The 12,616-nt window shown below is 52.8% G+C and carries 9 protein-coding genes; 8 read left to right on the top strand and 1 reads right to left on the bottom strand.

All coding sequences use genetic code 11. The features are described 5' to 3' along the window. Positions 1–1,138: HAMP domain-containing protein (locus tag FBQ85_05430; protein MDL1874601.1), on the bottom strand; the 1,138-nt coding region annotated here is incomplete at its 3' end. Between the two features lie 325 nt (positions 1,139–1,463). On the opposite strand from FBQ85_05430, the gene FBQ85_05425 reads away from it, so the two are divergent. The 8 genes from FBQ85_05425 to FBQ85_05390 all read left to right on the top strand — a co-directional run bounded on the left by FBQ85_05425 (position 1,464) and on the right by FBQ85_05390 (position 12,155). Next, positions 1,464–1,937 (top strand): DUF4149 domain-containing protein, encoded by a 474-nt coding sequence (locus tag FBQ85_05425; GenBank protein ID MDL1874600.1) that lies wholly within the window; start codon positions 1,464–1,466, stop codon positions 1,935–1,937. Positions 1,938–2,271: 334 nt separating this feature from the next. Next, positions 2,272–2,739, top strand: a complete 468-nt coding sequence (locus tag FBQ85_05420) for a (2Fe-2S)-binding protein (protein ID MDL1874599.1) — start codon at positions 2,272–2,274, stop codon at positions 2,737–2,739. Continuing rightward, the gene (locus FBQ85_05415; protein MDL1874598.1) at positions 2,736–4,871 is read left to right on the top strand and encodes a xanthine dehydrogenase family protein molybdopterin-binding subunit; all 2,136 of its coding nucleotides are present in this window, start codon (positions 2,736–2,738) and stop codon (positions 4,869–4,871) included. The genes FBQ85_05420 and FBQ85_05415 overlap by 4 nt, the downstream gene beginning before the upstream one ends. Positions 4,872–4,932: 61 nt before the next feature. Next, positions 4,933–5,700, top strand: a complete 768-nt coding sequence (locus FBQ85_05410; protein MDL1874597.1) for a DNA alkylation repair protein — start codon at positions 4,933–4,935, stop codon at positions 5,698–5,700. 22 nt (positions 5,701–5,722) lie between these two features. Next, positions 5,723–6,586, top strand: a complete 864-nt coding sequence (locus FBQ85_05405) for a prenyltransferase (GenBank protein MDL1874596.1) — start codon at positions 5,723–5,725, stop codon at positions 6,584–6,586. A 256-nt stretch (positions 6,587–6,842) separates the two neighbouring features. Then, positions 6,843–7,301, top strand: coding sequence for a YbhB/YbcL family Raf kinase inhibitor-like protein (locus tag FBQ85_05400; protein MDL1874595.1), 459 nt, complete (start codon positions 6,843–6,845; stop codon positions 7,299–7,301). A 257-nt stretch (positions 7,302–7,558) separates the two neighbouring features. Next, entirely contained in the window at positions 7,559–8,578 is a 1,020-nt protein-coding gene (locus FBQ85_05395; GenBank protein MDL1874594.1) for a hypothetical protein, read from the top strand. Between the two features lie 136 nt (positions 8,579–8,714). Then, a complete protein-coding gene (locus FBQ85_05390; GenBank protein ID MDL1874593.1) occupies positions 8,715–12,155 on the top strand; it encodes a histidine kinase in 3,441 nt (1,146 codons plus the stop codon). Positions 12,156–12,616: the final 461 nt, after the last annotated feature.

Here is a 12,616-nt window from a genome sequence, read left to right as displayed (position 1 = left end):
GCGCGGTTTCGTTGATCACTTGCGACAAATAGCGGCGAAATTCCTGCACACGGCTTGCGGGAACACCATCGTCGGTGAGAATGCGCTGCATCAATTTTGAAAGATTCAACACGCCGGAAAGCGGATTGTTGATCTCGTGCGCGACGCTGGCGGAGAGCTGGCCCAGGGACGCCAGGCGGTCGCTTTGCAAAAGTTTTTGATGGGCGATTTGCAGTTGCTTGGCGCGTTCTTCCGATTTGGCTTCCAATTCCTGCGTAAAACGGCGGGTTTCCGCGCGCGCCTGCCGCAAGCGCTCCCGCATGAGGTTGAACGAATTGGCCAACTCGCCCAACTCTTCGCTGGAATTGATCTCGATCGGCTTGTCCAATTGCATCGCGCTCACGGCGCGGGTGCCATCGATCAATTCGCGGATGGGGCGATCCACAAACCGCCGCGAAAAAAACACGATGAAAATGCCGATCAACACCACGTGAATGCCGGTAACCAGCAACGAACGCCGCTGCAACGCGACAACATCTTCATCCACGCGGTCGAGATTCAGGGCGACATCCAGCACGCCTAACACCTTTACGCCCGGGGGATGCGCATGGCAGGCGGCCTGGCTGCATGCGGCTTCGTTGTAGATCGGCGTCACCATGGCCAATTTGCGCTGGCCATCGTGCGCGCGAAAAATGCGCGCCCGCGACGGCACGTCAACCTTTACCAGCGGCTGCAGTGAGGAATGGCACATGGCGCAGGCCTCCGCGTCTTTATCCACTTGTTTGGGATCCTCGGGATCGGTGGAAAACATCACATAACCTTCTTTGTTGAAGATGCGAATCTTGTCGATCCCTTGTTTGAGTGCGATGGTTTGCATAACCTCGTATGCGGCGCTGCGATGGTCGGCGAGCATCGCGTGCCAGGTGGCGCTCGTGATGCTGCGCGAAAGCTGATCCGCCCCGAGGATCATCGCATCGAGAAGTTCTTTTTCCTGGCGTTTGGTGTTTAAATACGCGGAAATCCCCTCGACGAGCACGACGATGATCGTCAATGAAAAAATCAGTTTAGGAGCCAGTCGTTTATGCATTGGCAAGTTTATTCCTGCAACGTTCTTGAGCAGACAAAAGTGATCCGTTACAGAGATTAATTCAATAACCATGCCCAAGCATTTAATGAATCTTGTTCATCCCACGAAAAATTGTACAACGACTATTTGCTGCTTTATCAAACAGATAAAGCGATATGAAATGAACAGCATTCACTTTCACGACATCACGGTTTTGGCGAAAAAGAGAATGATTCTCAAACTTGCGAAGATGCCCAAATTCGCGTCTTTTTGTGATTTCTAAGTTATTGATATTGTGACAGTTTTTTCCTCGGTTAAGCGGCCCGATATTTGCGAAATTACACAAAAGCCATTCTTTTCCAGCAGAGATACGCCGCAACAGTCTTCACAATAAACAAGTTCGAGGAGGTGGATAGGCATGATCATTCAAACTGTGATTGATTTTTTGCATGTGCTGGCAACAGTTAGCTGGATCGGCGGCATGATTTATATCAATGCCGTGTTAATGCCCTCGCTGTCTGCGCTCGGCCCGGAATCCCGAGGGACGCTGATGCAAGCGGCCGCGAAGCGCTTTGCGATTGTATCCTGGTCCAGCGTTGTTGTGTTGCTGCTGACGGGTTTGCAGAAAACTCCCACGGGCATGCTTTTCGATATGTCGACGTCTTACGGGATTACGCTGACGATCAAGCACATTCTCGTGTTGGCGATGATTTGCGGCGGCCTGTTCATTACGTTTGTTATCGTGCCACGCATGACGGCTTTGGCGCCGAAACCGCAGCAAAAACCCACTGTGGAATTTTTCAAAAGCCAAAAACAGTTGCAGATAATGGCCCTCACCAACATGGTTTTGGGAATTATTGTGCTGCTTTGCGTCGTGCTTTTGAAGGTGTAATTCGCGGCATCGGAAACGATTCAACCCGGATTGGCCTGGTTGAGATGTGGGTGGGCGGAACTCTCAAGTCTTCAGTGCGGGGGTGAGCTGTTGCAGGAGCGCCAATTAGATAAATCACCTTGATATGGTTATGAGGTGGCCACGCTTGGCGCCTCAAGGCGTGGTCACGCAAAGAGGCTGAAATTTTTTTGGGAAAATGTTGCGGCGTGACTCTTTGCGCAAAACCTCTTTACCGCTGATGAGCTTGTCATGATCTAATCGTGAGTATTTGTTGTGGCGGGCTGCGCCAGAATTTTTGCAAGTTGACGGCGTTCAATTTGAGAAGGAGGCACACATGTCGTTAAGTACGTTAATCATAAATGGAAAAAAGCATACGCTGGAAGCGAGCGCAGATACCCCGCTGCTTTGGGTATTGCGTGACACACTGGGTTTGACCGGAACCAAATTCGGCTGTGGCCGCGGCATTTGCGGTTCGTGTACCGTTCATCTCGACGGTGAGGCCGTGCGTTCCTGTGTGACGACCTTGGAAGAGGCAAAAGGAAAAAAGATCACCACCATCGAAGGCCTTGCCGCTGAACCGCAGCATCGCCTGCTGGCGGCGTGGATTGCCGAGGAGGTTTCACAATGCGGTTATTGCCAGCCCGGGCAAATCATGCAAGCCGCAGCGTTGCTGGCGCAGAATCCGCATCCCAGCGATGCCGATCTTGATGCCGTGATGCCCACCGTGCTCTGCCGCTGCGGCACGTATTTGCGCATTCGCCGCGCCATTCATCGTGCGGCAAAAGAAGGAGGTGGGCGATGAACGAAACTAATAATCTCACCCGGCGTGACTTTATCAAAGTCGTGTCAGCGGCGGGCAGCGGCCTGGCGCTGGGATTTTATCTTCCCGCAAAAGGAGAGGAGTTGAGGGCGCTAGGCGAGCCGGCTTTTTCTCCGAATGCCTGGTTAAATATCGATACAAAGGGTCTTACCACGATCACCGTCGCGCGCTCAGAAATGGGCCAGGGTGCACGTACCGCATTGCCGATGATCGTCGCCGAAGAGTTGGAGGCGGATTGGGAAAAAATTCGCCTGGAGTTTGCGCTGGCGCATCCCGACAAGTACGGCGACATGACCACCGGCGGCAGCACCAGCGTGCGCCGTTCGTGGGAAATGTTGCGCAAAGCCGGCGCCACCGCGCGCGAGATGCTCATCACGGCTGCGTCGCAAGCGTGGAATGTCGATCGCGCAACTTGCCGCGCAGAAAATGGCGCGGTGATTCATGTGCCCAGCAAGCGCCGCCGGACGTACGGGCAACTCGCCGAACAAGCCGCCAAGTTGCCGGTGCCTACCGATGTGCCGCTCAAAGATTCCAAAGACTTTCGCTTGCTTGGCAAAAGCCTTCCGCGTTTGGATTCACGCGAGAAGATTGCAGGACGCGCCCGGTTTGGCATTGACACGAAAATTCCCGGCATGCTCGTCGCAACCATTGAACGCTGCCCGGTTTTCGGCGGCAAACTCAAGAGTTTTGACGCAACGAAAGCGCTGGCAATCAAAGGCGTGCAGCGCGTTCTTGAGGTTCCGAACGGCGTCGCTGTCGTGGCCAATTCAACCTGGGCCGCACTGCAAGGCCGCGCTGCGTTAACCGTTTCCTGGGACGAAGGCCCGCATGCCGAGCTTAGCAGCGTAAGCATTCACAAAATGTTCGAAGAGAAAAGCAAGCAGGACGGCAAAGTCGTGCGCCAGGAGGGAGAAGTTGCAGCGGCTTTGGCAGCCGCAGCACAAAAGATAGAGGCCGTTTATGAAGTTCCATTTTTGGCGCATGCGCCCATGGAACCAATGAACTGTATCGCAGAGGTTCGTTCCGATAGCGCGGAAATCTGGGCGCCAACGCAATCCCCGCAAGGCGCGCAGCGCGAAGTTGCGCAAGTCACGGGATTGCCTCTGGAAAAAATCAAAGTGCATACCACGTTGTTGGGCGGCGGTTTTGGCCGGCGCTTGTTGTCGGATTTTGTGGCAGAGGCGGCGCAGCTTTCCAAAGTAACGGGCGCGCCGGTGCAAGTCTTGTGGACGCGCGAAGATGACATGCAGCACGGTTTCCATCGCCCGGCGAGTTATCATCGCATGTCTGCTGCGCTGAATCAAAGCGGCGAATTAACGGCGTGGCGGCATCATCTGACCGCGCCTTCCATCTCCGCGCAATTGTTTGGCGGCGGAGAGAACAATCCGCGTCCTGACGCCGTTGACGGCGCCGCGCAATTGCCTTACCGCATTCCGAATTTGCTGGTTGATTACGTCATGGCCAATACCGCCGTGCCCATCGGCTGGTGGCGTTCCGTGTATAATACGCAAAATGCTTTCGTCAATGAATGTTTCCTCGATGAAATCGCGGCGGCAGCCATGGTTGATCCTTTCCAGCTTCGCCTGCAACTGCTGCCGGAAGACTCTCGCTTGCGTGGCGTGCTGGAACTCGTTGCAGATAAAGCGGAGTGGAACAAACCTCCGGCGACGGGACGCGGACGCGGCATTGCGTGTCACGCCTGCTTTGGCAGCTATGTCGCGGAGATTGCCGAGGTTTCCATTGATCAAACCAATCACGTGCGCGTGCACAAAGTCGTGTGCGCAGTTGATTGCGGTCCGATTGTCAATCCCGACATCATCGCAGCGCAATTTGAGGGCGCGGTAGTTATGGCTTTAAGCGCGACCTTGAAAAGCGCGATAACCATTGCCCATGGCCGCGTGGAGCAAGGGAATTTTGATGACTTTCCGTTACTCACGTTCGATGAAATGCCGGACGTGGAGGTGCATATACTTCCCAGCACCGCCAGCCAGGGCGGTATCGGCGAACCGGGCGTGCCGCCGGTGGTGCCGGCGGTGTGCAACGCCATTTTCGCTGCTACTGGCAAGCGCATTCGCCGCTTGCCCATTCGTTCCGAAGATTTAAGGGGAACCTGACCCGAAGCATTACCAAAACGAAATCGCAAAGGCGGCATGTTCGCAACGAGGAGACTCTGCCATGAAACATGAGGAAAAATTAGCAACGCTTTTGCTGGAGATTGAACAGGTTTTTACAGACCACGCCCAAGTGCTGCTCGCCGCACAGTGCGCCCGTTTTTTCAAGGAAGGGTATGACGCTTACGGCATTCCGGAGAAGCTGCTGCATGAGAAGGCGCAGCAATGGTCGCAAGCGCACGCCGATTTGGGGTTGCAAGGCTTTCTTGATTTGGGCGATCGCCTGTGGCAAAGCGGCATGTATGAAGAAGGCAGTCTGGCAATTTTGTTTATCATCCCTTTTCGCCGTGAAGTTGATTGGAAAACGTTTGTGCGCTTGGGAAATTGGCTCAGCTCGGGCGTGCGCAACTGGGCGCATACGGATCTGCTGTGCGGCGAATTGCTTTCGCATTGTTTAGTGAATGAAATTGTGCCATTGCAAGCCCTGTCTTCTTGGCGCGCCTCAACTTCCAAGTGGAAGCGCCGCGCCGTGCCGGTGAGCATGTTGGGGTTGCTCAAAACCGGCGAGGGAATTGACACACTTCTCGAATTTATCCGGCCGCTGATGCTGGACGATGAGCGTGTCGTGCAGCAAGGCCTGGGTTGGTTCTTGAAAGAAGCGTGGAAAAAATATCCGAAGCCCGTGGAGAAGTTTTTGCTGGAATGGAAGGACTCTGCGCCGCCTTTGATTTTTCAGTATGCCGCCGAGAAAATGAGTCCGGAAAAACGGGCGCGTTTTCGTGTGGAGAAAAGAAAGCCCCTGGCCGGGGCGAAGGCATTTGGCCTTGTCTGAGTTGAAAGTAATATTCGGTCCGATGCGCCCTTCCTTCTTGCTGCTGGCTCCCTGTTGCGTATTTCTGGGAATCGGAACAGCAGTGTGGACTGCCGGTAGGGTCAATATCTGGCACATCGCATTGATACTTGCCGGTGCAATTTCTGCCCATATCAGCGTCAATGCCTTGAATGAGTATTTTGATTTCAAAAGCGGCCTGGATTTTCGCACACAACGCACCGCCTTCAGCGGCGGCAGCGGGACATTGCCGGCGCATGCGCCCGCTGCGCGACTGGCGCTGGCAACAGGATTAACGGCGCTGATGATTACCTCTTGCATTGGCATCTATTTTCTATTCGTTGCCGGTTGGTTGCTGTTGCCTCTGGGCTTGTTTGGGCTTTTGCTCATCTTGCTCTACACCGGTTGGTTGACGCGAAATCCCTGGTTATCATTGATTGCCCCCGGATTGGGTTTCGGGCCGTTTATGGTGATGGGAACGGATTTCGTTCTCACCGGCGCCTATTCCTGGACCGCGTTGATCGCTTCATTGTCGCCGTTTTTTCTGGTAAGTGATCTATTGCTCTTGAATCAGTTCCCGGACATTGAGGCAGACAGAAGTGTGGGAAGAAAACATTTCCCCATTTTTGCCGGCGCCAAGATCAGCAGTTTGATTTATGGCGCCTTTCTCTTGCTGGCTTATCTCTCGATCATCTTGGGCGTAGCCGGGAAGTTATTGCCCGCCGCCAGTCTGCTTGGCTTGATAACCATCGGCGCGGCGATCCCCGCTTTCCTCGGCGCCTATCGCCATGGCAACGATGCTAGGAAGCTCGCGCCTTTTATGACGATGAATGTTCTGATTAATCTGGTCACGCCCGTGTTGGTTGCCGCTGGCCTGTTGATGGGATAATGGCTCAGATCTTCGGTAAGGATTGATGCAACAGCGCCCGCTGCGGGACATAAAATTGTGAGAGACGAAAACGTTTATCTCTGTTTGATCACAACGTCCATGGTTCAATTGCAGACAGCTAAGAGTGTGAAACTGCCGCCGTCAAAAATCATGCTGAAGGAGGAGATGGTTAATGCTCTCAAAAAAATGGATGATCGCAATGGCCATTTTCATCTTTTCGCTTCAAATGTTAGCTCAGATACAAGGAGATGAAACGATGGAGCTCAAAAGCCTAGTGTTTGATGCCGGCGGTTCAATTCCGAAAAAATACACTTGTGATGGACCAGATCTTTCGCCGCCTTTGATTTGGAACACTGTTCCCGATAGAACGCAGAGCCTCGCATTGATCTGCGATGATCCGGATGCGCCCATGGGCGTGTGGGTGCATTGGGTGATTTTCAACCTGCCCGCCGACGCCAGAGAGCTGCCGGAAAGTGTGCCGCCGCAAAAGATGCTCCCGAATGGCGCCAAACAAGGCCTCAATGATTTTCGCAGGATCGGCTATGGCGGGCCCTGCCCGCCCAGCGGCGAGCACCGCTATTTTTTCAAGCTCTTCGCCCTGGACGCCAAGCTCGATCTCGAAGCCGGCGCTAAAAAAGCGGATTTGCTCAAAGCCATGGAAGGGCACATTCTATCCGAAAGCAAACTAATGGGGAAGTATCGGCGGCGACAATGACAGGAGTTAATGGAACGGAGACGGTTGGGAAATCGGCGCACGGCACCGTGCCCGGCTGTTCAGATGTTGCTTACTGAATTGGAGACGCTTCATGGCCGCCTCTTTTCAGTAGGAGGTGAATAATCATGGAGAAATTTTCGTTATTGTTTTGGGTAGCATTAGTCTTGTGGGAGACTCAGCCTTTGTTCTGCCAGGTTGGATCAGCCGCAATGGCTTCTGTGGTTCCGCTTGGGTCTTGGAATTTCGCAGGACGAACAATGGGAGGCGTTTCCGTTGGTTTGGCAGATGAGGTGCCCAACTTGCTCGCCAATCCGGCGAATCTCGCAACTCTCGAGCAGGCGCGGATTTTTCTGAGCGCGAACAATTCGTGGAAGGATTTTGACATTCAGACGAACTTCAACACCACCAACACAAAGGCGAGCTGGAGGCAAGAACTCAATTGGGGTTATTCTGCGGCCTCGTTGCCATTTCGCATTCTTGGCAGAAACTGGGTGGCTGCTGTTTCCTACAACGGCAGACGATGGGGAGAATTTGATGAGCGCTACGTTGTCGATGCCGACGAACTTCTTAGTTTTGGCACGAGAAGCGGGCATGTGCGCTCGTTGTCCGCCGGCCTGGGCATGCAAGTTCTTTCAAACATTCGGGCCGGTGTGAGTTGGACGGCTTGGTCCGGCGAAAACGAATGGAATCATTCCGAAAGCTTTGTGCAAGGCACCGACGACTACGAGGCGCAAGGCTGGCGCGGCGGTGTGACGGCAGAGTTGGGCCGCTTTTCATTGGGATCGGCTCTCGCATTTCCTCATCGCGTCATGAAAAGCAAAACGACATATGATTTGGTCAATCCCGATGGCGCAGAGGTAACTCAGCAATTCAATGGCGCACTCGAGGTTGGTCTTGGTTATCGTCCGTGGCCGCAATGGACGTTCGGCATGGGTTACAGCTATCAGCGCGGCCATGATTTTGAAATCCATGATGGACGGCTGCACAGCACAGTCGAGTACCCGGCCTTATCGAAGGCCTCGGCTGGAGTCGAATATAAATTCTCATTTGCAGAGGTTCGAGCGCCAATATACGCAGCATACCAGGTCCATTGGCGGCATGAAGCGATAGAATCATCTCCTTTTTATGTTGGAGCTCCGATTTTCGAAGAACAAAAATCCCGCGACCAATTGCTGATTGGTGCAACCGTGCAGACCGGTTCGTTGGCCATCTACTTGGACAACAGACTGACCTGGGAAAAATTTCAGATGGTGGGTTTGCTTCCACCGTGGTCCTGAGTTGCGTATTCTGCTTCGAGTTTCGAAGCCAGGAGTCTGGAGGTGAGTTTGGGTTTTGCGTTCAAGTTTTGAAGTGACTATGGCGCGCGCCTTTTGAACAGCCGTTAAGAAAGTATTTGTCGGCAAAAGGAGACGGTTGCATCGGCGATCGGCAACACAATTTGACACGATCAAGGTGATAGAGATTCTAAAAACTGTACTCGGCGCTATTTGCCCGGGGCGTTGCTCTTGTGGCTTTAATAAAGGGCATCCGCATCTGCTCTCGTTACGGCCGTGGAAGCGCCGAGCGTTGCGCAATAAGCTGAGGCGCATTTCGTTCCTGTTCGCACTTGGCATCAGCTTGCCAGCCGCCGCCAACAGCCCGCGTCATTATCTTACCTTCGAGCAAATTTCCATCGAACAGGGCCTGTCACAGAGTATTGTCTATTGCATCTTGCAGGATCAAAAGGGATTCTTGTGGTTCGGCACGGAAGATGGATTGAACAAATTCGATGGCTACAATTTTACCATCCTGCGGCACGACCCGCATCAAGCGAACAGCCTCAGCTACAATGAAATTCGCGCGATGTATGAAGATAGTTCCGGCGCGTTGTGGATTGGAACGTTCTTTGGCGGTTTGAATAAGTATGATCCGGCGAAACAACGTTTCACGAATTACCGCAATATTCCCGGTAATCCGCAGAGCCTGAGCCACAACAATGTCAGGGTGATTTATGAGGATAAGTCCGGTAACCTGTGGATCGGAACAGACGATGGGTTGAATAAATTTGACCGGACGAAGGAAGGGTTCACGCGTTTTCAACACGACGCGGATACGCCCAACAGTTTGAGCGATAATGTGGTCAATACCATTTATCAAGATCGCGCCGGCATACTCTGGATTGGTACCAACGGCGGTTTGAATGCGCTTCTGCTCGGCGCCAGCGATGCTTCATCAACCTTTCAACATTATCGGCATGATCCTGGTGATCGGCGCAGCCTCAGCAATGATACTGTCACTGCAATTTATGAAGCACGCGCAGGCGCGCTCTGGATCGGCACGCAAAATGGATTGAATCGGCTCATATCCGCTGCAGGCGCGCAAGCGTCTCACGCATTTGTCCGTTATCAAAATGACTTGCGGCATTCCAACAGTCTAAGCCACAATGACATCAGAGCCCTTTTCGAAGACAAAGACGGCACGCTTTGGATTGGCACGAATGGCGGCGGACTCAATTTGCTGGATCGTGAACGCAAGACGTTCACGCGTTTTCAGAACAACCCGCACGACCCAGCGAGCATCAGCTACAATCAGATTTATGTGATTTGCGAAGATCGCTCCGGCATTATCTGGTTGGGAACTTATGGCGGCGGCGTCAACAAGGTCGTCAACCGGCAGAAACCTTTTGCGCTTTATCAACCTGATCCGAACGATCCCAACAGCCTGCCGCAGGAAATCGTTTGGGCGTTATATGAAGATGAGAACGGAATTTTGTGGATTGGAACGCACGGCGGCGGCCTCACGCGCTTTGACCATAAAAAAAATCAATATACCCATTTTCAACACGATCCGAATAATTTGAACAGTTTGAGCAATAACATTGTCAGATTGATTTATCCGGCCCGCGGCGATCCGCATATTTTATGGATCGGCACACACGGCGGGGGACTCAATCGCTTCGATCTCAAATCGGGAAAGTTCACACGATATCAGCATGCCCCTAACGATCCCACCAGCATCAGTCACAACGAATTGCGGTCGATTTATCAGGATCTTTCCGGAGCCCTCTGGATTGGCACCAACGGCGGCGGGCTGAATAAGCTGAGCTTGAATGCCAACGAAGCGTCTTCCCCGAAATTCACTCGCTACCAGCACGACCCGAACAATCCCACCAGCCTTAGCAATGATTTTGTTCGCGCCATTTATGAAGATCCTCGTGAGGCCGGACAGGTGTTGTGGATTGCCACCCAGGGCGGCGGACTCAACAAATTCGATCGTCAGACTGAAATGTTTACGCATTACCGCGCCGATGCCAACCTCCCCAACAGCCTAAACAATGATTACATCCTTTGTCTCCATGCGGATCAAACCGGCCTATTTTGGTTGGGAACTTGGGGCGGCGGCCTCAACAAGTTTGATCGCGAAAAGGGGGTGCTGGCGTATTACACCATTCGTGAAGGATTGCCCAGCAATGAAATTTACGGCATGCTCGAAGACGGTAGCGGAAATCTTTGGATCAGCAGCAACCATGGCCTGTCGCGATTCAACCCCGCCGCCGAAGTCTTCAAGAACTATAGCGTGGAAGACGGGCTGCAAAGCAACGAATTCAACGGCGGTGCATTCTTCAAAAGCAAAAACGGCGAGATGTTTTTCGGCGGTATTCACGGGTTCAATGCCTTCTATCCGCAAAACATCAAAGACAATCCCCACGTTCCGCCGGTGGTAATAACCGGTTTTTCGAAATTCAACAAAGACGTCCGTCTGGAGACCTCGATTACGGCAGCGCAACAGTTGAAGCTTTCCTATAAAGATTATGTCTTTTCATTCGAGTTTGCTGCGCTGGATTTTACCGCGCCGATGAAAAACCAATATGCCTACAAAATGGAAGGGTTGGATCAAGACTGGATTTACACCGATGCCCAAAGGCGGTTTGCGACCTTCACCACGCTTGCTCCCGGCAATTATCGGTTTCGCGTTAAAGGCTCCAACAACGACGGCTTGTGGAATGAGATCGGAGCCTCCCTGGCCATTGCCATTCATCCGCCCGTCTGGAGAACGGAATGGTTCCAGATATTTTCTGCCCTGTTGCTGCTCGGGTTAATCTATTTTGGCTTTCGGCAGCGAGTCAAGCATGTGCGCATGAAAGCCGAGTTACACGCGGCGCACGAAGCGCAGATGTCGATCATGCCGCAGGATGATCCGCACATCGAGGGTTTCGACATTTCTGGCATTTGCCTGCCGGCGAATGAAGTGGGCGGAGATTTTTTTGACTATCTCTGGCTGGGCGAGGCGCAAACTAAATTCGGCATAGTGATTGGCGATGTTTCCGGCAAAGCTATGCAAGCCGCGATGACCGCGGTGATGGCCAGCGGCATGATCTACGCCAAAACCGACGAAGGACTTCCGGTCAAAGAAGTCATGACGCGCTTGAACCGGCCGATGTATTCCAAAATCAAACGCGATATGTTCACGGCGCTGTGTTTCATCGCGCTCGATATCAAAACGAAAATACTCACGTTCACCAATGCCGGATTGATCGAGCCGTTGCTTAAAAGTGGAAATGCCGCCATTCCTTTGGAAGCTGCCGGCACCACCCATCCTTTGGGTCTGGTGCGCGATAACGTCTATCAAGAAAGAACGATGCAATTGAAGTCCGGTGATGTGCTGATACTCGTCACCGATGGCATCATTGAGGAATTCAATCGCGCTAAAGAGTTCTATGGCGAAAACAGGCTGAGAAAACTCATTCAAGCAATGAACACCGCGGCCCTTTCCGCTCAAGCCATTCGGAATCAGATCATCGCCGCGGTGAAACGCTTCTCCGGCATGACGGCGCAAGACGATGATATGACCGTGATCGTGATTAAAGTGATTTGAGCCAGGCTGCAAGCCGCACAAAGCGTGAAACGTTCTCATTGGTGATCATTCACGGCAAAGTGAAATCGCCGGCGATTCTGGGCGCAAGAATTAGGTTTTTTGATTGGAGTAGGGCTTGGAATTAGGTTTGAAATTTCCGCCTTGCTGAAGGCAAAGCTGCTGGCCAGACATGCGTAACGGAAATTTTGAGAAATAAATGAAAGTGTTGCCTCTGATTTTCGCCACGATAGTCTTCTTGCTCTATTTGATTTATGAGCGCATTTCCTTGAACCGGCATCGAAATGCCATTCCCTTGCGCATCAGTATGACCGGCACACGCGGCAAGTCGAGTGTCGTCAGAATGCTTGCCTCAGTTTTGCGGGAGGACGGCAAGAAAGTCATTGCCAAGACCACCGGTTCCCAGGCGCGATTGGTTTTGCCCGATGCGCATGAAGTTGAGGTGACAAGACGGGGCGTCACCT

The organism is Cytophagia bacterium CHB2 (assembly GCA_030263535.1).
Lineage (GTDB): Bacteria > Zhuqueibacterota > Zhuqueibacteria > Zhuqueibacterales > Zhuqueibacteraceae > Coneutiohabitans.
The sequence above is the reverse complement of the archived record's forward strand: the minus strand, read 5'-3'. Positions and strand labels throughout refer to the sequence as shown.

What these genes read in the sequence shown, in the direction of transcription:
- FBQ85_05425 (MDL1874600.1), top strand. Translation starts at nt 1,464, where the DNA reads ATGATCATTCAAACTGTGATTGATTTTTTGCATGTGCTGGCAACAGTT.
- FBQ85_05420 (MDL1874599.1), top strand. Translation starts at nt 2,272, where the DNA reads ATGTCGTTAAGTACGTTAATCATAAATGGAAAAAAGCATACGCTGGAA.
- FBQ85_05415 (MDL1874598.1), top strand. Translation starts at nt 2,736, where the DNA reads ATGAACGAAACTAATAATCTCACCCGGCGTGACTTTATCAAAGTCGTG.
- FBQ85_05410 (MDL1874597.1), top strand. Translation starts at nt 4,933, where the DNA reads ATGAAACATGAGGAAAAATTAGCAACGCTTTTGCTGGAGATTGAACAG.
- FBQ85_05405 (MDL1874596.1), top strand. Translation starts at nt 5,723, where the DNA reads ATGCGCCCTTCCTTCTTGCTGCTGGCTCCCTGTTGCGTATTTCTGGGA.
- FBQ85_05400 (MDL1874595.1), top strand. Translation starts at nt 6,843, where the DNA reads ATGGAGCTCAAAAGCCTAGTGTTTGATGCCGGCGGTTCAATTCCGAAA.
- FBQ85_05395 (MDL1874594.1), top strand. Translation starts at nt 7,559, where the DNA reads ATGGGAGGCGTTTCCGTTGGTTTGGCAGATGAGGTGCCCAACTTGCTC.